The organism is Pantoea sp. Fr-CA_6, from assembly GCF_024520895.1.
Classification (GTDB): Bacteria; Pseudomonadota; Gammaproteobacteria; order Enterobacterales; family Enterobacteriaceae; genus Pantoea; species Pantoea agglomerans.
Map to the genome: position 1 here is coordinate 99890 of NZ_JALNPO010000013.1, position 25980 is coordinate 125869.

Below are 25980 nucleotides of genomic sequence, written 5' to 3' on the forward strand. Positions count from 1 at the left end.
GGCAAACCAGGCAACATTGTTAACGATTGCCCGGCTGGTTGTTACTTAATTTGCATAAAAATTGTGACTTATGCGACATTTTTCGATCTGGCTCGCAGTGTCAGCTTAAATCAGCTCTCGGTAGGGTCGATATCCAGCGTCCATTTCACTTTGCGCGCCGCAGGCAGTGTTGAAACCAGCGGCAACGAACTGCTCAGCAACTGTTGCAGACGCTGCCGGGAAGGATGCTGCAGCAGCAGTTGCCAGCGCCAGCGTCCACTGCGTTTTGGCTGCAGGGCAGGCAACGGACCCATAAACCACATCGCCTTATCGTTCAGCGGGCTTGCCTCCAGCAAATTACGGAGTTGTTGCAGGAATTCCGCCGCCTGCTGGTTATCCATATCTTCAGCGCGGAACAGCGCATGGCGGCTCCAGGGCGGCAGATGGACTGCCTGTCGTTCCAGCAAGGCCTGCTGGGCGAACGCCGAATAGCCCTGGTGCAACAGCGTCTGCAGCAGCGGATGTTCCGGATGGTGAGTCTGCAGCAACACCTCGCCCTGTTTGCCGGCACGGCCAGCACGACCGGCGACCTGGGTGTAGAGCTGAGCGAAGCGTTCCGCCGCACGAAAATCGGCTGAGAACAGCGCACCATCGACATCCAGCAGCGACACCAGCGTAACATCGGGGAAGTGGTGGCCTTTGGCCAGCATCTGGGTGCCGACAAGGATTCGTGCGCCGCCGCGATGAACGTCAGCCAGATGCTGCTCCAGCGCACCTTTGCGGCTGGTGGTATCACGATCGATTCGCGACACCGGCACGCCAGGGAAAAGTGTGCCGAGCTGCTGCTCCAGCTGCTCAGTCCCGACGCCTACCGGTAGCAAATGGGTTGAACCACACTGCGGGCATTGGTTAGGCAGCGGACGCTGGCTGTCGCAATGGTGGCAGCGTAGCTGGCGATGGTGCTGATGCAGCGTGTAGTAGCGGTCACAGCGGGTACACTCAGCAATCCAGCCGCAATCATGACAGAGCAGGGCGGGCGAAAAGCCGCGGCGGTTAAGAAACAACAGCACCTGATTATCGGCCTGCAGATGCTGGCGCATTTTACCAATCAGGCCCGGTGCCAGACCGCCGATCAACTGCACGCCTTTTAAGTCGATAAGCTGTTGCAGTGCCGGTCTGGCATTGCCGGCGCGTTTTGTCAGGTCGAGCTGGCGATACTTGCCGCTGCGGACATTGTGCAGTGTCTCCAGAGCAGGGGTCGCCGATCCCATAACAATCGGGATATCCTCTTCATGTGCGCGGAAGACGGCCAGATCGCGCGCCTGATAGCGCCAGCCTTCCTGCTGTTTATAGGAGCTGTCATGCTCTTCATCGATAATAATTACGCCAGGACGGGCCAGTGGCGTAAACAGCGCCGATCGGGTGCCAATCACAATCGCCGTTTCGCCGCGCCGCGCACGTAACCAGACCGCCAGCCGCTCACTGTCATTTAATGCGGAGTGCAGCACATCAATGGGCGCATCAAAACGTTCGCGAAAACGGGCGATAGTTTGCGGGGTCAGGCCAATCTCCGGTACCAGCACCAGCGCCTGTTTACCGCGTGCCAGCACATTTTCCAGCACGCTGAGGTAAACCTCGGTTTTGCCTGAACCCGTGATGCCCGCCAGCAGCCAGGCTGCATAATGTTCATCATCTGCCCGAATCGCACCCACGGCCATCGCCTGATCGGTATTCAGCCGCAGACGTTCGCCTTTTACGGCATAAGTGGTACGCCAGTCGTGCATCTGCGGCTGATGCTCATGCAGTTCGCATAACCCTTTAGCGCGCAGCGCCTGCAGCGTCGCATCCGTGAGGTCATGTTCACTGACCTGATGACGATAGAGCGGTTGCTGACGCAGTGCAGCCAGCGCCTGCTGCTGTTTCGGTGCCCGCTTTAAACTTTCCGGCGCAGTCGCCCGACCCTGCTCGGTGATTTCCCAGCGCCATAAGGGATTGTCCTGCGCCGCTTTGCCCTGACGCAGCAGTACCGGAATAGCATGGCTCAGTACCTCTCCCTGCGGCGAATGATAGTAACTGGCGGCCCAGTTAAGGATGCGCCACAGCGACGCTGGATAGAGAGATTCACTATCCAGTACCTCGATCACGCGCTTGAGTTGTGCTTCCGGCAGATCGCTGCTCTCACGAAAGGCGACCACAATCCCGATCATCCTGCGATTGCCAAAGGGCACACTCACGCGACCACCAATGACCGGCTGCGCGCCCTGTGGCGGCAGATAATCAAACAGGCGGGGCAAGGGGACGGGCAGGGCGACCTGGACTACGGGCATAACTCTCTCTTTCCGGCTCAATGATCGGGGAAGCTAGTGTACACGCTGACCCTGATGGCGGGTATCTCAGCAGATATTTGCAGCAATCGAAACTTACCTGTATAATATGCCGCCTTCGGTGAGAAATATCTGGCCGGAGTACACCCTATAATGTTCAATCGCGTGTGGTGCTGTGCAGGTTAAAGCCTGGCACGGAGAGCGACACGGCCTTCAATGAGGTTTCCCATGAAACAAGGTATTCACCCGAAATACGAAGCAGTTACTATCAAATGTACCTGCGGCAACGAGATCCACACCCGTTCAACACTGACTCACGAACTGAACCTGGACGTTTGTGGCAAATGCCACCCGTTCTATACCGGTAAGCAGCGTGAAGTGGCAACTGGTGGCCGTGTTGACCGCTTTAACAAGCGTTTCAGCGTGCCAGGCGCTAAAAAATAAGATTAAAAGGCACCTGAACCTGCGGGTTCGGCGGCAAGAAAAAACCCAGCTTCGGCTGGGTTTTTTTATGGCTGAAAGATCAATACTCCCAGGTATCCGGATCGACACCCATCTGGCGCATGATTGCTTTTGCTTCTTCCGGAATCTCATCACTACGCTCTTTGCGCAGGTCGACGTCATCCGGCAGCGGTTGGCCCGTAAAGGCATGTAAAAAGGCTTCGCAAAGCAGCTCGCTGTTGGTGGCGTGACGCAGGTTGTTCACCTGACGACGGGTACGCTCATCCGTTAAAATCTTCAGCACGCTCAATGGGATTGATACTGTGATCTTCTTGACCTGCTCGCTCTTCTTACCGTGCTCAGCGTACGGGCTGATATATTCGCCGTTCCATTCAGCCATGGGTTACCTTAATTAATAAACGTTAAATGTTAGGAAATCAGCGGATTATGCCTGATTTTTTCCTGCCTGACCCCTGATATGGCGGGTTTTCTTCGCTCACTGCCTCTGTCTCACAGAGGGGAACGCCAGGCGATGACGCATAATTTTAGCGGTTATTGCGGTTTTGCTCAATCTATACGCAAAGACATTTAGATGTCCAGATGTATTGACGTCTAATTAGAGGGTGATATCCTGTGGCCTACATTTTATTCACTCTTCAGGAACAATTCGCTCATGACGCGTAAACCGGCAACCATCGCAGTGCGCAGCGGTTTGAATGATGACGAGCAATATGGCTGCGTTGTCCCGCCAATCCACCTCTCTACCACCTATAACTTCCTGGATTTCAATGAGCCTCGTGCGCATGACTACTCCCGTCGTGGCAACCCCACTCGTGATGTCGTACAGCGTACCCTGGCAGAACTGGAAGGGGGAGCAGGCGCGGTATTAACCAATACCGGGATGTCGGCGATTCACCTGGTCACGACGGTGTTTCTGAAGCCTGGCGATCTGCTGGTCGCGCCACATGACTGTTATGGCGGCAGCTATCGGCTGTTTGACAGCCTGAGCAAGCGCGGCGCCTATCGGGTGAAATTTGTCGATCAGGGTGATCCGGTAGCGCTGCAGGCCGCTCTGGATGAAAACCCAAAACTGGTGCTGATTGAAAGCCCCAGCAATCCGCTGCTGCGCGTGGTAGATATCAGCGCGATTTGCGCCGCTGCGCGTGCTGCGGGTGCCATCAGCGTGGTGGACAATACCTTTATGAGTCCGGCGCTGCAGAATCCTCTGGCGCTGGGTGCGGACCTGGTGATCCACTCCTGTACCAAATACCTCAATGGCCACTCCGATGTCGTGGCGGGCGCGGTCATCGCCAAAGATCCGCAACTCGCTACCGACCTGGCCTGGTGGGCAAATAACATTGGTGTGACCGGTGCAGCGTTTGACAGTTATCTGCTGCTGCGCGGGATTCGTACGCTTTCACCGCGGATTGCAGCCGCACAACGCAACGCACTCGCGATTGTAGAGTATCTGAAGCAGCAGAAACTGGTGAAAAAGTTGTATCATCCTTCGCTGCCGGAAAACGCCGGACACGAACATGCCGTACGTCAGCAGCGCGGCTTTGGCGCCATGCTGAGTTTCGAGGTCGACGGTGATGAGGCGCTGCTGCGTCGCTTCCTGAAAGCACTGCAGCTATTTACGCTGGCGGAATCGCTGGGCGGAGTAGAGAGTCTGATCTCCCATACCGCCACCATGACGCACGCGGGGATGTCGGCAGAAGCACGCGCGGCAGCGGGCATTTCCGATACGCTGCTACGGGTTTCTGTCGGTATTGAAGATCACGAAGATTTAATTGCCGATCTGGATAATGCATTCCGGGTCGCAGCCGAGGGTTAAGCATGACGATTTCAGCAGGCGCGGGAACGCCGAACATCAGGCAGTTGCATAAGTTTGGCGGCAGCAGCCTGGCCGATGCGCGCTGCTATCAGCGCGTTGCCGGTATTATGGCGGACTACAGCCAGCCGGGCGACCTGATGGTGGTCTCTGCGGCAGGCTCAACTACCAACCAGCTGATTAGCTGGCTGAAGCTGAGCCAGAGCGATCGGCTCTCTGCGCATCAGGTGCAACAGGCTTTACGGCGCTACCAGAGCGAACTGATCAGTGCGCTGCTGCCTGCTGAGGTCGCAGAACCTTTAATCACCGCGTTTATCCGCGACCTGGAAAAGCTGGCCGCACTGCTGGATGCGCCGATTACCGATGCGGTCTATGCCGAAGTGGTCGGTCATGGTGAAGTCTGGTCGGCACGCCTGATGTCAGCGGTACTGAGCCAGCGTGACCTTCAGGCCTGCTGGCTGGATGCGCGTGAGTTTCTGCGCGCTGAACGTGCGGCACAACCGCAGGTAGATGAAGGGAAGTCCTGGCCACTGCTACAGACTCTACTGGCGCAGCATCCGCATAAGCGCATCGTGGTGACCGGATTTATCAGCCGCAACGACGCCGGTGAAACCGTCCTGCTTGGCCGCAACGGCTCCGACTATTCTGCCACGCAGATTGGCGCACTGGCGGGTGTCGGGCGGGTGACCATCTGGAGCGATGTGGCGGGTGTCTACAGTGCCGACCCCCGCAAAGTCTCTGATGCCTGTCTGCTGCCGCTGTTAAGGCTGGATGAAGCCAGCGAGCTGGCGCGCCTGGCGGCACCGGTTCTCCATACCCGTACTCTGCAGCCGGTTTCAGGCAGCGATATCGACCTGCAACTGCGCTGCAGTTATCAGCCGGAGCAGGGCTCAACCCGCATTGAGCGCGTGCTGGCCTCCGGGACGGGCGCGCGTATCGTCACCAGCCATGATGATGTTTGCCTGATTGAGATTCAGCTGCCAGAGCAGCATGACTTCGCCATCCTGCACAAAGAGATCGACCTGTTGCTGAAGCGCGCGCAGCTGCGTCCGCTGGCGTTTGGCGTTCATCCCGATCGTCAATTGCTGCAGCTCTGTTACACCGCCGAAGTGGTAAACAGCGCCTTTACGCTGCTACAGGATGCCGGTTTACCGGGCCATCTGCAGCTGCGCGACGGCCTGGCGCTGGTGGCGCTGGTTGGCGCAGGCGTTACCCGCAATCCGCTGCATACCCATCGCTTCTGGCAGCAGTTAAAGGATCAGCCAATTGAGTTCATCTGGCAGTCAGAAGAGCACATCAGCGTGGTCGCAGTGCTGCGCGTCGGCCCGACTCAGCATCTGATTCAGGGATTGCATCAGTCGCTGTTCCGGGCAGAAAAGCGCATCGGTCTGATGCTGTTTGGCAAAGGCAATATCGGTTCACGCTGGCTGGAGCTGTTTGCCCGCGATCAGGAAACGCTGTCAGCGCGGACCGGCTTTGAATTTGTGCTGGCGGGCGTCGCGGACAGCCGTCGCAGCCTGCTGAGCTATGAAGGGCTGGAAGCCAGCCGGGCACTCGCCTTCTTTGATGATGAAGCGGTAGAGCGCGATGAAGAGTCGCTGTTCCTGTGGATGCGTGCTCACCCGTTTGATGACCTGGTGGTGCTGGATGTCACTGCCAGCACACCGCTGGCGCAGCAGTATCTCGACTTCGCCAGTCACGGTTTTCACGTTATCAGCGCCAATAAGGTCGCGGGAGCGTCTGACAGTCAGACCTGGCGCCAGATCCGCGATGCCTTTACCAAAACCGGACGTCACTGGCTCTATAACGCCACCGTTGGCGCAGGTCTGCCGATCAACTATACGGTGCGCGATCTGCGCGACAGCGGCGATACCATCCTGGCGATCAGCGGGATCTTCTCCGGCACGTTGTCGTGGCTGTTCCTGCAGTTTGATGGCACGGTGCCCTTTACCGAGCTGGTGGATCAGGCCTGGCAGCAGGGTTTAACCGAGCCCGACCCGCGCGCCGATCTCTCGGGTCAGGATGTGATGCGCAAGCTGGTTATCCTGGCGCGTGAGGCAGGCTACAACATCGAGCCGGATCAGGTGCGGGTGGAATCGCTGGTGCCCAGTAACTGTCAGCAGGGATCTGTCGACCACTTCTTTGAAAATGGCGAAGAGCTGAATGAGCAGATGCTGCAGCGGCTCGAAGCCGCGCAGGAGATGGACCTGGTGCTGCGTTACGTTGCCCGTTTTGATGCCAATGGCAAGGCGCGCGTGGGTGTTGAAGCGGTGCGCCCGGAGCATCCGCTGGCCTCACTGCTGCCGTGCGACAACGTCTTTGCGATTGAGAGCCGCTGGTACCGCGATAATCCGCTGGTGATCCGCGGACCGGGCGCAGGCCGGGATGTCACCGCAGGCGCTATCCAGTCAGATATTAATCGCCTCGCACAACTGCTGTAACTCCTCCTCCTCAGGCGCTTCGGCGCCTGTTTTCAATGCGTTATCGCTCCCCTGTTGAATCGCCTTCATGTTGATTGAAAATTGATCACGACTGTTGACCATTTTTAAGTTGACGGCACAGTCAGATTACGTCATTTTGAACATCTGGACGTCTAAACGTGTAGATGTTCGCAGGCCGATTGTTAATCGATGAGGGTGCAGGATGAGTTTCTTTCATGCCAATCAGCGCGAAGCGCTAAACCAGAGCCTGGCTGAGCTGAACGGGCAAATTAATGTTTCATTTGAGTTCTTCCCGCCTCGTACCAGCGACATGGAAGAGACCCTGTGGACCTCTATCGATCGCCTGAGCAGTCTGAAACCGAAATTCGTTTCTGTGACCTACGGTGCGAACTCAGGTGAGCGTGATCGCACCCATAGCATTATCAAAGGCATTAAAGATCGCACCGGTCTGGAAGCCGCACCCCATCTGACCTGTGTCGATGCCACGCGCGATGAACTGCGCACCATCGCTCAGGATTACTGGAACAACGGCATCCGTCACATTGTGGCGCTGCGCGGCGATCTGCCTCCTGGCAGCGGTAAGCCAGAAATGTACGGCAGCGATCTGGTTTCGCTGCTGAAAGAGGTGGGTGATTTTGATATTTCGGTTGCGGCCTATCCGGAAGTCCATCCCGAAGCGAAAAGCGCCCAGGCCGATCTGATTAACCTGAAGCGAAAAATCGATGCAGGTGCCAACCGGGCTATTACCCAGTTTTTCTTCGACGTTGAAAGTTATCTGCGTTTCCGCGATCGCTGTGTCGCGACCGGCATTGACGTGGAAATTGTGCCGGGCATTCTGCCGGTCTCTAACTTTAAACAGCTGCAACGCTTTGCCACGCTGACCAATGTGCGCGTGCCGGGCTGGATGAGCGCGATGTTCGCCGGTCTGGATGATGATCCGGAAACGCGGAAAATGGTGGGAGCCAATATCGCGATGGATATGGTGAAAATCCTGTCACGCGAAGGGGTGAAGGATTTCCATTTCTACACGCTGAACCGTGCCGAAATGAGTTACGCCATTTGTCACACCCTGGGCGTGCGTCCTGCTGCTGCTGCGGCTTAACCGCTCTGCTTCAGCCAATAAAAAAGTCGGGAGAGTCCCGACTTTTTTTGTTTTTTACTGCACCACCATTAACCGGTATTGCGCATGCCTGCCGCGACACCGGCAATGGTCACCATCAGCGCCTGCTCAACACGGGCATCCGGTTCATCGCCATTCGCTTCCCGCGCGCGCGAACGATGCAGCAGTTCGGCCTGGAGTACGTTGAGCGGATCGGTATAGACGTTACGCAGTGCAATTGACTCGGCAATCCACGGCTGATCGGCCATCAGGTGTGAGTCATTGGCAATGGTCAGTACCGCTTTGATATCCGCATCAAGCTGATCGCGCAGCTGTTTGCCCAGCGGCCAGAGTGATTTCTCGACCAGACGCTGATCGTAATATTCCGCCAGCCACAGGTCCGCTTTTGAGAATACCATCTCCAGCATACCCAGACGGGTAGAGAAGAATGGCCAGTCGCGGCACATCGCTTCCAGCTGATCCTGATGACCGGCGGCCATCGCCTGTTGCAGGGCCGCACCGGCACCCAGCCACGCAGGCAGCATCAGACGGTTCTGCGTCCAGGCGAAAATCCATGGAATCGCACGCAGCGACTCTACGCCGCCGGTAGGTCGGCGCTTGGCGGGACGTGAGCCCAGCGGTAATTTACCCAGCTCCTGCTCTGGTGTCGCTGAGCGGAAATAGGGCACGAAGTCAGCATTTTCACGCACATAACCGCGATACATCGCACAGGAGTCGGCGGAGAGCTGATCCATAATGTCGCGCCATTCGCGTTTTGGCTCCGGCGGCGGCATCAGGTTCGCTTCCAGAATTGCGCCGGTGTAGAGCGACAGGCTGGCGATGGTGACGGCGGGTAAACCATATTTAAAGCGGATCATCTCGCCCTGTTCGGTCACGCGCAGACCGCCGCGCAGGCTGCCTGGTGGTTGCGACAGCAGCGCTGCATGGGCGGGTGCGCCGCCACGGCCAATGCTGCCGCCGCGTCCGTGGAACAGCGTCAGTGAAATCCCGGCCTTCTCACAGGTTTTAATCAGGGCATCCTGTGCCTGATATTGCGCCCAGCTGGCGGCCATCACACCGGCGTCTTTCGCCGAGTCAGAATAGCCAATCATCACCATCTGTTTGCCCTGAATTAAGCCGCGATACCAGTCGATGCTCAGCAGCTGGCTCATCACGTCATTGGCGTTATTCAGGTCATCAAGCGTTTCAAACAGCGGTGCAACCGGCATGGCATAGCCGATGCCTGCTTCTTTCAGCAGCAGATGCACGGCCAGCACGTCAGAAGGGGTTTTCGCCATGGAAATAACATAGGCGGCGATAGAACCCTGTGGCGCTTCAGCCGCGACGCGACAGGTCTCCAGCACTTCACGCGTTTCATCGCTGGGCTCCCAGCTGCGAGGCAGCAGCGGACGCTTGGAGTTCAGTTCACGGATCAGGAAGGCCTGCTTGTCCGCTTCGGACCAGCTTTCATAATCGCCGAGGCCCAGATAGCGGGTCACTTCAGCAATCGCTTCGGTGTGACGGGTACTCTCCTGACGCAGATCGATACGCACCAGCGGCACGCCGAAGCATTTCACGCGGCGCAGCGTATCAAGCAACTGACCGTTGGCGATAATGCCCATGCCGCACTTTTGCAGTGACTGATAGATGGTAAACAGCGGATCCCACAGCTGATCGTTGGAGACCAGCAGATCGGCCGGGCGCGGCAGACGTTCACCTTTCAGGCGACGTTCCAGGAATGACTGGGTAGTCATTAACTGGCTGCGCAGGCGTTTCAGGATCATACGATAAGGTTCAAGCGCTTCCGGATCGCCGCTGAGTTCCCGGATCTCTTCAGTGCACTCTGACATCGACAACTCAGAGATCAGTACGCCGATATCGCGCAGGAACAGGTCAGTGGCTTTCCAGCGACTCAGCTGCATAACGTGGCGGGTAATCGCCGCCGTAACGTTAGGGTTACCGTCGCGGTCGCCACCCATCCATGAGGTGAACTGAACCGGCACGAAATCGACCGGCAGCTTAATGCCGAACGCCTCTTCTACCTGCTCGTTCAGCTCACGCAGGAAAGCGGGTACGCCTTCCCACAGGCTGTTTTCCACCACGGCAAAGCCCCATTTGGCTTCGTCGATAGGGGTCGGACGATATTTGCGGATCTCATCGGTGTGCCACGCCTGTGCCACCAGCTGACGCAGACGGCGCATAATCTGGTTACGTTCGTAGTCGGACACGTCGCTGTGATCGAGCTGTTTCAGGCAGCTGTTAACCTCAACCAGCTTGTGAATCAGCGTACGGCGGGTGATTTCAGTCGGGTGAGCCGTCAGCACCAGTTCCAGCGACAGCGATTCAATGGCCGCAAGGATGTCGCTTTCGCTGATATCTTTCTGCTGCTTCAGGGTATCAAAGGTCTTTTTCAGCAGTTCGGGATGGTTCTCACCCTCGCCACTTTGCGAGATGGTCTGATACTGCTCAGCCACGTTGGTGAGGTTCAGAAACTGGCTAAAAGCGCGTGCAACCGGCAGAAGCTCCTCGTTGGAGAGGTTCTGCAGCGTATTGAGCAGTTCTTTACGATGAGTGTCATTTCCTGCACGGGATGACTTGGAGAGCTTACGGATGGTTTCCACCTGGTCGAGGATGTTCTCTCCCAGTGCATCCTTAATCGTATCCCCGAGGAGTTTGCCGAGCATACTGACATTACTTCGCATTGCGGAATATTGTTCGTTCATTGGACCCTGACACCCTTATCGTCTTGAAAAACTTCTACACCCGACCTTTCAGGCAGCAGAAAAATCAGCAACGCCATGTTCCCCCTAATCTACAGGGAACCGGCTCCGTTGCCGCCTGTCCACATTCTGAAACGCTCTGGATAATCACCCGGTGGGCATAACATCGTCTTTTATCTAGCCACGTAATGTTGCGTTCGTCAAATGCGTTAAAGTGCGCTGAAGGTGTGGCTAAATAACGGAAATTCGTAGAATTTATCGGGAACAAAGCGGGATAAGTTATTCTTATTGCTAAATCCCGCAGAATGAAGGGGCATTTTACTGTTAATGCAGTGAAATGCCCCATTTGCTGTTAATCAGTGGCAAAAATGCTGCACAACTTGACTGATAAGCGCCCTTGTCGGCTTAATAAATGCAGTATCAATAAATTCGTCTGGCTGATGTGCCTGCTCAATCGACCCCGGGCCCAGTACCAGCGTTGGGCAGAGCTGCTGAATAAAAGGCGCTTCGGTGCAGTAGTTCACCACCTCAGTGGGTATACCCAGCAATTTCTCGACCACACTAACCAGTTCATGATCTGCCGGACACTCGTAGCCAGGAATCGGCGGATGCAACTCGGCAACCGTGACACGGCCCGGCCAGCGCGCACTGACCGGTGCCAGCGCCTCGTTCAGTAGCCCATCGAGATCGTTCAGCGACAGACCCGGCAGCGGACGGATATCCATATGCAGTTCACAGCAGGCGCAGATACGGTTAGCGGCGTCACCGCCATGAATATGGCCGAAGTTCATGGTGGGATAGGGGATGGCAAAGCCGTCATGGTGATAACGCTCCTGCAGCGTATTGCGCAGTTGCATCAGATGAGTGATCGACTCATGCATCAGTTCAATGGCGTTAACGCCACGTGCGGGATCGCTGGAGTGGCCCGATTTTCCCTCGATACGGATCACATTCGACAGGTGACCTTTGTGCGCACGTACCGGTTTAAGTGAGGTTGGTTCACCGATGATGGCGCAGTCGGGACGCAGCTGCGTCGATTCAGAAAAATATTTGGCGCCAGCCATGGTGGTCTCTTCATCGGCCGTAGCGAGGATATAGAGCGGCTTGCTCAGCGTGCTGACATCCACATCGCGCAGCGTATCGAGAATAAAGGCGAAGAAGCCTTTCATGTCTGCCGTGCCCAGGCCATAGAGCTTGTTGTCGTGCTCGGTCAGGGTAAAGGGATCGCGTGTCCAGCGGCCATCGTCAAAAGGAACGGTATCGGTATGACCTGCTAGCAGCAGGCCGCCCGCACCGCTTCCGGTACGCGCCAGCATATTAAATTTATTGCGGGTGCCGGGCACCGGCTGCACTTCAACGCTGAAGCCGAGGTCGCGGAACCAGCCGGCCAGCAAATTGATTAAAGTTTCATTACTCTGATCCAGTGCGGCATCGGTTGCGCTGATCGACGGTGTGGCGATTAACTGGCGGTACAGTTCAATAAAAGGCGGTAATTTTGTCTTCACTGTTGGCGGTCCTTGGGTTAGGATGTATCCATATTCATGCAGTAATAGTGAATAAAAATACATTAACGTCCTCTGCAAGGGAACCTTAAATCACTGCAGATGACAGGGCGGGTAACGGGGCAAGGCCGCGACCCAGAACGTGCGACTGTAAAAAGGGTTACAGCCTGATGTTGAATACGCTGATCGTTGGTGCCAGTGGTTATGCTGGTACAGAGCTTGCCACCTTCCTGAATCGCCATCCACATATCAACATAACCGCTTTGGCGGTTTCGGCGCAAAGCCCTGATGCCGGCAAGCGCCTCTCCGATCTCCATCCGCAGCTGAAAGGTGTGGTGGATTTGCCGCTGCAGCCGCTGAGCAGCGCGGCCGAGTGGGCAGACAAGGTGGATGTGGTGTTCCTGGCGACGGCCCACGAAGTCAGCCACGATCTGGCGCCGGAATTTCTCAAGGCTGGCTGTGTGGTGTTCGACCTGTCGGGTGCGTTCCGCGTGAATGACGCTGATTTTTATACCCGCTTTTATGGCTTCACCCATCAGCATAGCGACTGGCTGGACAAAGCCGTTTACGGCCTTGCCGAATATCAGCATGAGAAAATCCAGCAGGCGCAGCTGGTGGCTGTGCCAGGTTGCTATCCGACCGCTGCGCAGCTGGCGCTGAAGCCCCTGGTGGATGCCGGACTGTTAAACGAGGCGCAGTGGCCGGTAATCAACGCCACCAGCGGCGTGAGCGGTGCCGGACGTAAAGCCAATGTCGGCACCAGCTTCTGCGAAGTGAGCCTGCAGCCTTACGGCCTGTTCAATCATCGTCATCACCCGGAAATCGTTGCGCACCTTGGTACGCCGGTGATCTTCACACCGCATCTGGGTAACTTCCCGCGCGGTATCCTGGCGACGATTACCTGCCGTCTGAAAGCGGGTGTCAGCCGTGAAGATATCGCCGCAGTTTTCCATCGCGCCTATGACAACAAGCCACTGGTGCGGCTCTACGAACAGGGCGTACCGGCGCTGAAAGCCGTTGTAGGTCTGCCTTATTGCGATATCGGTTTTGAAGTGCAGGGCGAGCATCTGATTGTCGTGGCAGCCGAAGATAATCTGCTGAAAGGCGCGGCATCGCAGGCGGTACAGTGCCTGAACATCCGGTTCGGCTTCCCTGAAACGCAGTCACTGATTTAACGGACAAATATACCATGACCAATCCATTGATTATCAAGCTGGGCGGTGTGTTGTTAGACAGCGAAGAAGCGCTGGCCCGCCTGTTTGAAGCGCTGCTGACCTACCGCAGCGCCCATCAGCGTCCGCTGATTATTGTCCACGGCGGCGGTTGCCTGGTGGATGAACTGATGAAAAAGCTGGCGCTGCCGGTGAAGAAGAAAAATGGCCTGCGTGTCACGCCAGCCGATCAGATCGACATTATTACCGGTGCGCTGGCGGGAACCGCGAATAAAACGCTGCTGGCCTGGGCAAAAAAATCGGGCATCAACGCGGTAGGCCTCTGCCTGGGCGATGCGGGCATCGTGAATGTCACACCGTTTGATGAAGAACTCGGCCACGTTGGCCACGCAATGCCGGGCGATCCGGCATTGCTGAACACCCTGCTGGCGGCCGGCTATATGCCGGTGGTGAGCTCAATTGGTATAACTGACAGCGGCGACCTGATGAACGTCAACGCTGACCAGGCGGCGACCGCACTGGCCTCGACGCTGGGCGCTGATCTGGTCCTGTTGTCAGACGTCAGTGGTATTCTCGACGGCAAAGGTCAGCGCATCGAAGAGATGACCGCCGACAAAGCTGAGCAGCTGATTACCCAGGGCATTATTACCGACGGCATGATTGTGAAAGTGCACGCTGCGCTTGATGCAGCGCGTACCCTGGGCCGCCCGGTGGATATTGCCAGCTGGCGTCACGCTGAGCGGCTGCCTGACCTGTTTAACGGCGTGTCGATTGGCACCCGGATTCTCGCTTAACGACTCTGATTCAAGGATTACGAAATGCAAACGCAAAACATCAAAAAAATCGTTCTGGCTTACTCCGGTGGTCTTGATACTTCGGCCATCATTCCATGGCTGAAAGAGAACTACGGCGGCTGTGAAGTCGTCGCTTTTGTCGCAGATATCGGTCAGGAGCGCGGCGATCTGGAAGGTGTAGAGAAGAAAGCCCTGCAGTCCGGCGCATCTGAATGCCACGTGGTTGACCTGCGTGAAGAGTTCATCAGCGACTATGTCTATCCGGTGCTGCAGACTGGCGCCCTCTATGAAGGCACTTATCTGCTGGGCACTTCAATGGCACGTCCTATCATCGCTAAAGCACAGGTTGAGCTGGCGCTGAAAGTGGGTGCGGATGCGCTGTGTCACGGCGCAACCGGTAAAGGGAATGACCAGGTGCGTTTCGAAACCACCTACACCGCGCTGGCACCGCAGCTGAAAGTGGTGGCACCGTGGCGTGAATGGAACCTGCGTTCACGTGAAGCGCTGCTGGACTACCTGAAAGAGCGCAACATTCCGACCACCGCGTCACTGGAGAAAATCTACAGCCGCGACGAGAATGCCTGGCACATCTCCACCGAAGGTGGCGTGCTGGAAAGCCCGGCCAATGCACCGAATAAAGATTGCTGGGTCTGGACTGTCGATCCGCTGGAAGCCCCTGACCAGCCTGAAGAAGTGACCGTAACCGTGGAAAAAGGTCGGGTCGTGGCGGTTAACGGCGAAAAACTGAGTCCGTTCCAGTGCCTGGAAAAACTTAACGTGCTGGGCGCCAAACATGGCGTCGGCCGTATTGATATCGTTGAAAACCGTCTGGTAGGGATTAAATCGCGCGGCTGCTACGAAACCCCTGGCGGCACCATCATGGTCAATGCGCTGCGTGCGGTTGAGCAGCTGGTGCTGGATCGCGATAGCTTCAAATGGCGTGAGCAGCTCGGCCACGAGATGTCCTATGTGGTTTATGACGGTCGCTGGTTCGCCCCGCTGCGTAAGTCGATTCAGGCCGCTGCCGAATCGCTGGCGGAAGAGGTTAACGGTGAAGTGGTGCTGCAGCTCTACAAAGGCCAGGCGACAGCCACCCAGAAGCGTTCCGCGAACAGCCTCTACTCGGAAGAGTTCGCCACCTTCGGTGAAGATGAAGTGTACGATCACCGTCATGCGGGCGGCTTTATCCGTCTGTTCTCGCTCTCTTCGCGTATCCGCGCCCTGAACGAGCAGAAGAAGTAATTTTCAGGCGAGGTGCGCCTCGCCTCACAGTTTCATTTCAGGGGCGGCATTTATGCCGCCCCTTGTTTAACGATTCAGAGGAGTTTTCACATGGCACTTTGGGGTGGACGGTTTACTCAGGCAGCGGATCAACGTTTTAAACAGTTCAATGACTCGCTGCGCTTCGATTACCGCCTGGCAGAGCAGGACATCATTGGCTCTGTTGCCTGGTCCAAAGCGCTGGTGACGGTAAATGTCCTGACTCAGGATGAGCAGCAGCAGCTGGAAGCAGCCCTGAATACGTTACTGGATGAAGTCCGTGAGGATCCTGAGCAGATTCTGCAGAGCGACGCCGAAGATATCCACAGCTGGGTTGAAGGCCAGCTGATCGACAAGGTGGGCGCGCTGGGCAAAAAACTGCACACCGGACGTAGCCGTAACGATCAGGTCGCGACCGATCTTAAGCTGTGGTGCAAGGTGCAGATTGAGGCGCTGCTGGGTGCCACCCGAGATCTGCAGCAGGCGCTGGTGGTCACCGCCGAAGCCAATCAGGATGCGGTGATGCCGGGCTACACGCATCTGCAGCGTGCGCAGCCGGTGACGTTTGCGCACTGGTGCCTGGCCTACGTTGAAATGCTGGCGCGTGACGAGAGCCGTCTGCAGGATACGCTGAAGCGGCTCGATGTCAGCCCGCTGGGCTGTGGCGCACTGGCCGGTACCGCGTATGAGATCGATCGTCAGCAGCTGGCAGGCTGGCTGGGCTTTGCTTCTGCCACGCGCAACAGTCTGGATACCGTATCAGACCGCGATCACGTGCTGGAGCTGCTTTCTGACGCTGCCATCGGCATGGTGCATCTGTCGCGCTTCGCCGAAGATATGATCTTCTTCAACACCGGTGAAGCGGGCTTTATCGAACTGTCAGATAAAGTGACCTCCGGCTCATCGCTGATGCCGCAGAAGAAAAATCCGGATGCGCTGGAGCTGATTCGCGGCAAGTGTGGCCGGGTGCAGGGCGCGCTGACCGGCATGATGATGACGCTGAAAGGTCTGCCGCTGGCATACAACAAAGATATGCAGGAAGACAAAGAGGGGTTGTTTGACGCGCTCGACACCTGGCTCGACTGTCTGCATATGTCAGTTCTGGTGCTGGATGGCCTGCAGGTTAAACGCCCGCGCTGCCAGGAAGCGGCTGAACAGGGTTACGCAAACTCCACTGAACTGGCTGACTATCTGGTCGCCAAAGGCGTGCCGTTCCGTGAAGCACACCATATCGTCGGGGAAGTAGTGGTTGCCGCCATCGGGCAGGGTGTGGCGCTGGAAGCGCTGTCGCTGGCACAGCTGCAGCAGTTCAGTGCGGTGATTGGCGAGGATGTCTATCCGATTCTGGCGCTGCAGTCCTGTCTGGATAAGCGTAATGCACAGGGCGGCGTCTCGCCACAGCAGGTTGCGCGTGCCATCGGTGACGCAAAGCAGCGTCTGGCGTAATTAACAGGTAAAAAAAAGCGGGCACATTAAATGCCCGCCAACCTCTAGCTTCAGAATTACTCATTTTTATAGGCACATCATCAAAGCGCCTGCTCTCCCGGCCGACGCTCAGATTCTCTTACGCTGACAGCAAATATTGCTGCAGATCCTCACTGCCGCCAATGTGACGACCTCCCATGAAGATCTGCGGTACCGTCGCCCGGCCTGAAACGGCGCGCAGACTCACGGTTGTTGCATCCTGTCCCAGCACGATCTCTTCGTACTGAATACCATGATCCATCAGCATCTGTTTTGCCTGGGTGCAGAAGGTGCAGCCAGGTTTAGTGAAGATTGAAACCGACTCCTGAGCTTTACACTCGGGCGCCAGATAGCGCAGCATGGTGTCGGCATCAGAGACCTCAAATGGGTCGCCCGGCTTGTTTGGCTCAACAAACATTTTCTCTACCACGCCGTTACGCACCAGCATCGAATAGCGCCATGAACGTGGGCCAAAGCCGAGATCGGCTTTCTCAACCAGCATCTCCATGCCGCGGGTAAACTCGCCGTTGCCATCAGGGATAAAGGTAATGTTGTCTGCGCGCTGTTCTGCTTTCCAGGCGTTCATCACAAACGTGTCATTCACCGAGACGCACAGAATGCTGTCCACACCCTGCTGGGCAAACAGACCCGCTAATTCGTTGTAACGCGGCAGATGGCTGGAGGAGCAGGTCGGTGTGAATGCGCCCGGCAGTGAAAAAACGATGACCGTTTTGTCTTTAAACAGCGCTTCAGTGGTGACATCGACCCAGCGATCGCCCTGACGTGTGTGAAAAGTCACTGACGGAATAGCTTTACCTTCCTGACTTGCAAACATTTTTTTCTCCTGACATACCGCGTTCCATTTGATGTGCGCATTATTCCTAACCACCCTTGATAGGGCCAATCGTTCATTGCTATTCTATCTATCGCCACGGGCTATCGTGGCTTGGAGGGTAATAATGAATATTCGTGATCTTGAATATCTGGTTTCGCTTGCTGAACACCGTCATTTCCGCCGTGCCGCGGATGCGTGTCATGTCAGTCAGCCGACGTTAAGCGGGCAGATCCGTAAGCTGGAAGATGAGCTGGGTGTGATGCTGCTGGAGCGTACCAGCCGTAAAGTGCTGTTCACCCAGGCAGGTTTGCTGCTGGTGGATCAGGCGCGTACGGTGCTGCGTGAAGTGAAAGTGCTGAAAGAGATGGCCAGTCAGCAAGGGGAAGCGATGTCAGGTCCGCTACATATCGGCCTCATCCCGACCACTGCGCCCTACTTATTGCCACAGATTATCCCGACGCTGCACCAGACATTCCCGAAACTGGAGATGTATCTGCACGAAGCGCAGACGCAGCAACTGCTGGCACAGCTCGATAGCGGCAAGCTGGACTGCGCGATTATCGCGCTGGTCAAAGAGAGTCAGGCCTTTATCGAAGTGCCGTTGTTTGATGAGCCGATGAAGCTGGCAGTCTATGCCGATCATCCCTGGTGCGATCGCGACCGGGTGCCTATGTCCGATCTGGCAGGCGAGAAGCTGCTGATGCTGGAAGATGGGCACTGTCTGCGTGACCAGGCGATGGGGTTCTGCTTTGAGGCGGGCGCCGATGAAGATACCCATTTCCGTGCGACCAGTCTTGAGACGCTGCGCAATATGGTGGCGGCAGGCAGCGGGATTACGCTGTTACCGGCGCTGGCAGTCCCACCGGAGCGTATCCGCGACGGCGTCTGCTATCTCACCTGCTACAAACCGGTGCCACAGCGTACAATTGCGCTGGTCTATCGACCGGGTTCACCACTGCGCAGCCGTTATGAACAGCTGGCAGAGGCGATTAAAACCCACATGCAGCACTATTTCGACGCCGCGTTAAAACAGGCGGTTTAAGCCGTTTAACGCCGCAACGCGATAGGCTTCGGCCATGGTCGGATAGTTAAAGGTGGTATTCACGAAGTACTCAATCGTGTTGCCACCGTTTTTCTGCTCCATGATCGCCTGACCGATATGAATAATCTCGGCGGCACGTTCACCAAAGCAGTGAATTCCCAGAATCTCTTTGGTTTCCCGATGGAACAGAATCTTCAGGCTGCCAACGTTCATGCCAACGATCTGCGCTCGCGCCAGATGTTTGAACTGCGCGCGGCCTACTTCGTAAGGCACCTTCATTGCCGTCAGCTGCTGCTCGGTTTTACCCACGGAGCTGATTTCCGGAATGGTGTAAATCCCGGTTGGGATATCTTCAATCAGGTGCGCTGACGCTTCCCCTTTGATAATCGCCTGAGCGGCAATACGGCCCTGATCGTAGGCGGCTGAGGCCAGGCTTGGATAGCCAATCACGTCACCAACGGCATAAATGTGCGGCTGAGCCGTCTGATACATGCTGTTCACTTTCAGCAGGCCACGACCATCCGCTTCCAGACCCACATTTTCCAGCGACAGCGAATCGGTGTTGCCGGTACGGCCGTTAGCGTAAAGCAGACAGTCGGCTTTCACTTTCTTACCCGACTTCAGATGCATGATGACGCCATCTTCCACCCCTTCGATCTTCTCAAACTCTTCGTTGTGACGAATCACCACGCCGCTGTTCCAGAAGTGGTAAGAGAGAGAGTCAGACATCTCCTGATCAAGAAACGCCAGCAGGCGATCGCGGGTGTTAATCAGGTCAACTTTGACGTTCAGTCCACGGAAAATCGACGCATATTCACAGCCAATCACGCCCGCGCCATAAATAATAACGTGGCCCGGTTCGTGGTGCAGATTGAGAATAGAGTCGGAGTCATAAACGCGTGGATGGGTAAAGTCGACATTGTCAGGATGGTAAGGTCGTGAACCACAGGCGATAACAAACTTCTCTGCCGTCAGCGTCTCACGCGTGCCATCCGGTTGCTCAATCTCAATGGTGTTGGCATCAACAAAATGCGCATCGCCCTGATAAAGTTCACAACGGTTACGCTCGTAGAAGCCCTGACGCATGGCTGTCTGCTGGCTGATCACGTTTTCAGTGTGATTGAGAATGTCGGCAAAAGAGGAGCGAAGCAGTCGGGTATGATCGCTGTAGAGCGGATTTTGGTTGAATTCAATAATGCGACTGACGGCGTGGCGAAGGGCTTTAGAAGGGATGGTGCCCCAGTGCGTACAACCGCCGCCGATGTTGTGGTAGCGTTCAATCACGGCGATGCGCGCTCCCTGTTTTACCAGCCCCATCGCCGCCCCTTCACCGCCGGGCCCTGAGCCAATCACAATGGCATCGTAATCGTAAGACTTTTGCATACCGATACGTCCTATTATTTATACATTTTTACAACGAGATTCTAACATCTCGTCGCGCACTTCTGAATTCTATCAGCGATTTTCATCACATTTTGACAAAGAGTGAGGTTCACAGGCGGTGACAAAGATTGCCAATCTGTACGCTGAAAATTTTGATATAGTGCCTGCTTAACACCGCTAAAGGCAGAGAGAATGGGCGTCAGAGCGCAACAAAAAGAACGTACACGACGTACACTGATTGAAGCCGCCTTCAGTCAGCTCAGCGCCGAGCGCAGTTTTGCCAGTCTGAGTTTGCGGGAGGTTGCCCGTGAAGCAGGGATTGCACCTACCTCCTTTTATCGTCATTTCAAGGATGTTGATGAGCTTGGCCTGACGATGGTAGATGAAAGCGGGCTGATGTTGCGACAGCTGATGCGCCAGGCGCGCCAGCGTATTGCCAAAGGCGGCAGCATCATTAAAACGTCGGTGTCGACCTTTATGGAGTTTATCGGCAACAATCCCAACGCTTTCCGCCTGTTACTGCGTGAACGTTCCGGCACCTCTGCCGCTTTTCGTGCCGCCGTGGCGCGTGAAATTCAGCACTTTATCGCTGAACTGGCCGATTATCTTGAGGTCGAAAATCGCATGCCGCGCAGTTTTACCGAAGCGCAGGCTGAAGCGATGGTGACCATTGTTTTCAGCGCCGGTGCAGAAGCACTGGATGTTGATGCTGAGCAGCGACGTAAGCTTGAGGATCGGCTGGTGTTACAGCTGCGTATGATCGCCAAAGGCGCTTATTACTGGTACCGCCGGGAGCAAGAGCGACTGGCGGCCACCCTGGAAAAACCCGAAGAGCAATGAGTAAGGATCAGTCCATGACCCACCCAGGTACTCGCGATAAAAGCACACTGGTACTGGCTTTTATTACCGGCTTAGCAATTAACGGCTCGTTTTCTGTGCTATTCAGCGCCTTTGTTCCATTTTCGATTTTTCCGCTGATTGCGCTGGGTCTGGCGGCCTGGTGTCTGCATCAGCGTTACCTCAACACCAATATGCCGGACGGTATGCCAGGACTGGCAGCGGCGTTTTTCCTGCTGGGGATTCTGGTTTATAGCGCGCTGGTGCGGGCAGAATACCCGGATATTGGCTCCAACTTCGTTCCCACCGTTCTGATGGTAGCGCTGGTGTTCTGGATTGCGACGCGTTTTAAGCGCAAGCGTAATCAGTAGTGATAAAAAAACGGGAACCTCAGGGTTCCCGTTTTTGTTTACGCTTTACGTGTCAGCAGGACACCGCATTCCATATGGTGGGTATAGGGGAACTGATCAAACAGCGCCAGCCGCGTCACATCGTGCGTTTCCGCCAGCGTCTGCAGATTGTCGCTCAGGGTCTGCGGATTGCAGGAGATATAAAGGATGCGCGGATACGCCTGCACCATTTTCACCGTCTCTTCATCCAGTCCGCTGCGCGGCGGATCGACAAAAATCGTCTCGCATTCGTAGCTGGTCAGGTCAATTCCTTCCAGACGATTAAAGCTGCGCACGCCATTCATCGCCTGGGTAAACTCTTCCGCCGCCATACGAATGATCTGCACGTTATCAATCTGGTTCACGGCAATATTGTATTGTGCTGACGCAACAGAGGGCTTGGCGATCTCAGTCGCCAGAACGCGGCGGAAATTGCGTGCCAGCGCCAGCGAGAAGTTGCCATTACCGCAGTAGAGTTCCAGCAGGTCGCCCTGTGAATCCTGCGTCACATCCAGCGCCCACTCCAGCATCTGAATATTCATCGCCGCATTAGGCTGGGTAAAACTGTTTTCGACCTGACGATAGATAATCTCGCGACCCGCTACCGGCAGACACTCATCAACGTAGTCGAGATCCAGACAGATTTTGGTTTTGGTGGCGCGACCAATCAACTGCACATCCAGCCCTTCTGCGCGAAACTGGTCACGCAGCGCCGCGGCTGCCTGCTGCCACTCATCATCCAGTTTGCGGTGATAGAGCAGCGAAATCACAATCTGATTGCTCAGGGTCGACAGATAGTCGATCTGGAACAGTTTATGACGCAGGGTACGGTTATCACGGATCGCGGCGATCATCTTTGGCATCAGCTGATTGATCAGCTGGCTGGCCGCCGGGAACTGATCAACACGGATCCGCTCGCGTGTCTGCTGATCAAAGATGATGTGATAGATATCATCGCCGTCGTGCCACAGGCGGAATTCGGCGCGCATCCGATAGTGGCTGACCGGTGAACGGAACACCTCCACGTCGGGCGCAGCAAACGGTGTCATCATCGTCTCTAAACGACTGACTTTTTCCGCCAGCTGTGCGTCATAGTCTTCAATGGGGAGATGTTCGGGTGTCATGAGCAATCCTGATTAATAGCTTACCAGCGGGCGATTGTAGGCATTCACTTGCTGATGTCCAGTCCCGCAGCGAGAAGATGTTTGGCAGTCTGGACTTCCGTATCTCCACTCCGTAGACTGCAGACGCCGGCCTCAAGCCCGAGTTAATAGGGAATCCAGTGTGAATCTGGAGCTGACGCGCAGCGGTAAGGAATGTCGTGATGAGTGCAATTGCAGACACTGTCCTGTGGGATGGGAAGTCATCATCACTTATGGTTCCCAGCCCGAAGACCTGCCGGTGTAACGTCGCTACTCGTACAATCATCGCGTGCTATTGATTGTCGGCCTGCGGCATCCTGCTTCGTCTTATGGATGCGATAAAAATGACAAAAAAAACTGCTTCGCTGTTCGCTCTGAGCGCAACGGCGATTTCTCTCTGGGCGCAATACGGTTTTGCTCAGGGGAATGATGATACGCAAATAGTCACCGCCAACCGTTTTGCTGAACCTGTTTCAGGTGTGCTGGCTCCCACCACCGTTGTCACACGTGATGAGATTGATCGCTGGCAGGCCAAAAGCCTGACCGATGTGATGCGCCGCCTGCCGGGTGTCGATGTCGCGCAAAGTGGCGGGTTAGGGCAGCAGAGTTCGCTGTTTATTCGGGGCACCGAATCGAGACATGTACTGATCCTGATTGATGGTATCCGGCTTAATCAGGCGGGCATCACTGGTTCGTCTGACCTCAGCCAGATCCCGCTGTCACTGGTGCAGCGCATCGAATATATTCGCGGTGCGCGTTCTGCAGTCTACGGTTCCGATGCGATTGGCGGCGTGGTGAATATCATTACGGGCCGATCGCAACCCGGCACCACGCTGACGGCGGGCGTCGGGTCCAACGGCTATCAATCCTACGACGGCTCAACCCAGCAGATGCTGGGCGATGCGACAAAGCTCACCCTGGCAGGCAACTACACCTATACCAAAGGGTATGACGTGGTGGCGGGTTATCCCAATGACTATGGCCCGGCGCAGCACGATCGCGACGGCTTCATGAGCAAAACCCTGTATGGCAACCTTGAGCATCAGTTCAGCGATGAACTCAGTGGTTTTGTGCGCGGCTACGGGTTTGATAACCGCACCGCCTACGACGGTTCATACACCTATGATAATAATTTCAATATTATCGGGCTGGCGGATACCCGCCAGCTCTACAGCCAGACCTGGGACACCGGGTTACGCTTCAATCGTGACTTCTACTCTACCCAGCTCATCGCCAGTTATGGCCATACCAAAGACATCAACTACGATCCGCGCAATGGTCGCTACGGTGCCGCGTCCACCTTTGATGATGTCACCCAGTACAATCTGCAGTGGGGCAACACCGTGCAGGTGGGGCAGGGGGCGATCAGCGCGGGTGTCGACTGGCAGAAAGAGACGACCGAGCCGGGCACGAACACTTTGTCAGATAGTTATGAGCAGCGTAATACCGGTCTCTACCTGACCGGCCAGCAGCAGTTTGGCAGCGTCACCCTTGAAGGTGCGGTACGCGGTGACGACAACAATCAGTTTGGCTGGCATAACACCTGGCAGACGGCGGCCTCATGGGAGTTTATCTCCGGCTACCGCGCGTTCGCCTCTTATGGCACCGCTTTTAAAGCACCTAATCTGTCGCAGGTTTACAGCCCGTTTTATGGCAATCGCGACCTCGATCCTGAAAAAAGTAAGCAGTGGGAAGGCGGTTTTGAAGGGCTGAGCGGACCGGTGAACTGGCGTGTGTCGGGCTATCGCAACGACATCGATAATCTGATTGATAGTGATCCGGCGACTTTCCGTTACTACAACATTAAGCAGGCTCGCATTAAAGGCGTTGAAGCGACCGCAGGATTCGACACCGGGCCGCTGGCGCATCAGCTCTCTTATGATTATGTCGACGCGCGGGATGGCAGCACCGATCAGCCGCTCGTACGCCGGGCTAAGCAGCAGGTGAAATACCAGCTCGACTGGACGCTGTATGAGTTTGACTGGTCAGTCACCTATCATTATCTGGGTGACCGTTATGATACGGACTTTAACAGCTCTCCCAGCCGTCGCGTGAAGTTAGGGGGCGTCAGCCTGTGGGATCTCGCCGTCTCATATCCTGTCACTTCACAACTCACGGTTCGTGGTAGAATTGCCAACCTGTTCGATAAAGATTACGAGACAGTGTATGGCTATCAGACACCAGGACGAGAGTATTACCTCAGCGGCAGCTACAACTTCTGATTTGCGTCCCACCGTGCTGGTGTTTGATTCCGGCGTCGGTGGGCTTTCTGTCTATGATGAGGTCCGTCAGCTGTTGCCGGATCTTCATTATCTTTACGCCTTCGATAACGCTGGCTTCCCTTACGGTGAGAAAAGCGAGACTTTCATTGTGGATCGGGTGGTCGCTATCGTTGAGGCCATTACCCGCAGCTATCCTCTCTCGTTAGTCATCATCGCCTGTAATACGGCCAGCACCGTTTCATTGCCCGCTTTACGTGAACGTTTTGCCTTTCCTGTCGTGGGGGTGGTTCCGGCGATTAAACCGGCCGCGCGCCTGACGCGAAATGGTGTAGTGGGCTTGCTGGCGACGCGTGCCACGGTGCGCCGTCCTTATACCCATGAGCTGGTGTCGCAGTTTGCCGGTTCCTGCAAGATAGAGATGCTGGGATCAGCGGAGCTGGTTGAACTGGCAGAAGCGAAGCTCCATGGTGCGGAAGTTGCTCTGGATGAGGTGCGCCGTATTGTTCAGCCGTGGCTGCGGATGGCGGAGCCACCGGATACGGTCGTTTTAGGCTGTACGCACTTTCCTTTACTGCGCGAAGAGTTGCAGCAGGTGTTACCGGAAGGGACGCGTCTGATTGATTCCGGTGCGGCAATTGCACGACGCACAGCCTGGCTGCTGGAGCATGAAGCACCTGAAGTACATTCATCGCAGCAGAACGTTGCATTTTGTACGGAGCTGGATGGCGAAGCGGTACAATTATCACCCGTTTTACAGCGTTATGGCTTCCCGTTGCTGGAAAAACTGGCGCTTTAGCGGCTTTTAGCTGAAAAAATCAGCACTCGGAATTTTATTTGAAATTAGCACTTGTCACCCTCCGAGAACTCCCTATAATGCGCCTCCACTGACACGGCACAACGGCTTACGAAGCGCCGGGTTGAGTAGGTTCGAAATCATACGAACCAGTGAGTTAAGCGAAAATAAATGCTTGACTGACAATGCGGAAAGCGTAATATACGCAGCCCGCGCCGCAGTAAATCGCGGCATGCTCTTTAACAATTTATCAGACAATCTGTGTGGGCACTCGCAGGATTGATATCAGCGTCTCCGGACGTAAAAAATA

At 55.8% G+C, this 25980-nt stretch carries 20 protein-coding genes and 1 riboswitch; of the genes, 13 read left to right on the forward strand and 7 right to left on the reverse strand.

Features of this window, described 5'->3' with window-relative positions; genetic code table 11:
• Positions 1–110 precede the first annotated feature (110 nt).
• Complete coding sequence (priA, locus tag NR201_RS19330; RefSeq protein WP_010258167.1) at positions 111–2306, reverse strand: primosomal protein N'; 2196 nt, start codon at positions 2304–2306, stop codon at positions 111–113.
• 225 nt (positions 2307–2531) lie between these two features.
• Here priA and rpmE point away from each other — a divergent pair, with 225 nt between their 5' ends.
• Positions 2532–2747 (forward strand): 50S ribosomal protein L31, encoded by a 216-nt coding sequence (gene rpmE / locus NR201_RS19335; RefSeq protein WP_003851227.1) that lies wholly within the window; start codon positions 2532–2534, stop codon positions 2745–2747.
• Between the two features lie 79 nt (positions 2748–2826).
• Here rpmE and metJ read toward each other — a convergent pair whose 3' ends face one another.
• Complete coding sequence (gene metJ / locus NR201_RS19340) at positions 2827–3144, reverse strand: met regulon transcriptional regulator MetJ (RefSeq protein WP_009088019.1); 318 nt, start codon at positions 3142–3144, stop codon at positions 2827–2829.
• Between the two features lie 273 nt (positions 3145–3417).
• Here metJ and metB point away from each other — a divergent pair, with 273 nt between their 5' ends.
• From metB to metF, 3 genes are all read left to right on the forward strand, one after another.
• Positions 3418–4578, forward strand: coding sequence for a cystathionine gamma-synthase (metB, locus tag NR201_RS19345; RefSeq protein WP_022624922.1), 1161 nt, complete (start codon positions 3418–3420; stop codon positions 4576–4578).
• 2 nt (positions 4579–4580) lie between these two features.
• Positions 4581–7016 (forward strand): bifunctional aspartate kinase/homoserine dehydrogenase II, encoded by a 2436-nt coding sequence (locus NR201_RS19350; RefSeq protein WP_010258152.1) that lies wholly within the window; start codon positions 4581–4583, stop codon positions 7014–7016.
• Between the two features lie 202 nt (positions 7017–7218).
• Positions 7219–8118: a methylenetetrahydrofolate reductase gene (gene metF / locus NR201_RS19355; RefSeq protein ID WP_010258148.1), complete on the forward strand. Its 900-nt coding sequence runs from the start codon at positions 7219–7221 to the stop codon at positions 8116–8118.
• 68 nt (positions 8119–8186) lie between these two features.
• On the opposite strand, the gene ppc is transcribed toward metF, so the two are convergent.
• Positions 8187–10838 (reverse strand): phosphoenolpyruvate carboxylase, encoded by a 2652-nt coding sequence (ppc, locus tag NR201_RS19360; RefSeq protein WP_022624923.1) that lies wholly within the window; start codon positions 10836–10838, stop codon positions 8187–8189.
• A gap of 353 nt (positions 10839–11191) precedes the next feature.
• Complete coding sequence (argE, locus tag NR201_RS19365; protein ID WP_031292638.1) at positions 11192–12340, reverse strand: acetylornithine deacetylase; 1149 nt, start codon at positions 12338–12340, stop codon at positions 11192–11194.
• Positions 12341–12507: 167 nt separating this feature from the next.
• Here argE and argC point away from each other — a divergent pair, with 167 nt between their 5' ends.
• From argC to argH, 4 genes are all read left to right on the forward strand, one after another.
• Positions 12508–13512 (forward strand): N-acetyl-gamma-glutamyl-phosphate reductase, encoded by a 1005-nt coding sequence (gene argC, locus NR201_RS19370; protein ID WP_033773135.1) that lies wholly within the window; start codon positions 12508–12510, stop codon positions 13510–13512.
• Positions 13513–13526: 14 nt separating this feature from the next.
• On the forward strand, positions 13527–14303 hold the full coding sequence (argB, locus tag NR201_RS19375) for an acetylglutamate kinase (protein WP_010258140.1): 777 nt from the start codon (positions 13527–13529) through the stop codon (positions 14301–14303).
• 24 nt (positions 14304–14327) lie between these two features.
• Entirely contained in the window at positions 14328–15545 is a 1218-nt protein-coding gene (locus NR201_RS19380; RefSeq protein WP_022624925.1) for an argininosuccinate synthase, read from the forward strand.
• 90 nt (positions 15546–15635) lie between these two features.
• Positions 15636–17009 (forward strand): argininosuccinate lyase, encoded by a 1374-nt coding sequence (gene argH, locus NR201_RS19385; RefSeq protein WP_010672061.1) that lies wholly within the window; start codon positions 15636–15638, stop codon positions 17007–17009.
• Positions 17010–17127: 118 nt separating this feature from the next.
• Here argH and NR201_RS19390 read toward each other — a convergent pair whose 3' ends face one another.
• Positions 17128–17862 (reverse strand): glutathione peroxidase, encoded by a 735-nt coding sequence (locus NR201_RS19390; protein WP_010672060.1) that lies wholly within the window; start codon positions 17860–17862, stop codon positions 17128–17130.
• A 124-nt stretch (positions 17863–17986) separates the two neighbouring features.
• Here NR201_RS19390 and oxyR point away from each other — a divergent pair, with 124 nt between their 5' ends.
• Entirely contained in the window at positions 17987–18904 is a 918-nt protein-coding gene (oxyR, locus tag NR201_RS19395; RefSeq protein WP_010258132.1) for a DNA-binding transcriptional regulator OxyR, read from the forward strand.
• Here oxyR and sthA read toward each other — a convergent pair.
• Positions 18887–20287, reverse strand: coding sequence for a Si-specific NAD(P)(+) transhydrogenase (gene sthA / locus NR201_RS19400; RefSeq protein WP_010258130.1), 1401 nt, complete (start codon positions 20285–20287; stop codon positions 18887–18889). The genes oxyR and sthA overlap by 18 nt on opposite strands.
• Positions 20288–20479: 192 nt before the next feature.
• Between sthA and fabR the strand changes: the two genes are divergently transcribed.
• Positions 20480–21127, forward strand: a complete 648-nt coding sequence (fabR, locus tag NR201_RS19405) for an HTH-type transcriptional repressor FabR (protein ID WP_010258128.1) — start codon at positions 20480–20482, stop codon at positions 21125–21127.
• Positions 21128–21141: 14 nt separating this feature from the next.
• Complete coding sequence (locus NR201_RS19410) at positions 21142–21495, forward strand: YijD family membrane protein (protein ID WP_010258126.1); 354 nt, start codon at positions 21142–21144, stop codon at positions 21493–21495.
• 38 nt (positions 21496–21533) lie between these two features.
• On the opposite strand, the gene trmA is transcribed toward NR201_RS19410, so the two are convergent.
• Entirely contained in the window at positions 21534–22637 is a 1104-nt protein-coding gene (gene trmA, locus NR201_RS19415; RefSeq protein WP_256850077.1) for a tRNA (uridine(54)-C5)-methyltransferase TrmA, read from the reverse strand.
• Between the two features lie 110 nt (positions 22638–22747).
• Positions 22748–22931, forward strand: a riboswitch (cobalamin riboswitch).
• A gap of 68 nt (positions 22932–22999) precedes the next feature.
• On the opposite strand from trmA, the gene btuB reads away from it, so the two are divergent.
• Together btuB and murI are read left to right on the forward strand one after the other, a co-directional pair.
• Entirely contained in the window at positions 23000–24877 is a 1878-nt protein-coding gene (gene btuB / locus NR201_RS19420) for a TonB-dependent vitamin B12 receptor BtuB (RefSeq protein ID WP_256850078.1), read from the forward strand.
• Complete coding sequence (gene murI / locus NR201_RS19425; RefSeq protein WP_089415169.1) at positions 24822–25673, forward strand: glutamate racemase; 852 nt, start codon at positions 24822–24824, stop codon at positions 25671–25673. Before btuB ends, murI begins: the two co-directional genes overlap by 56 nt.
• Positions 25674–25980: the final 307 nt, after the last annotated feature.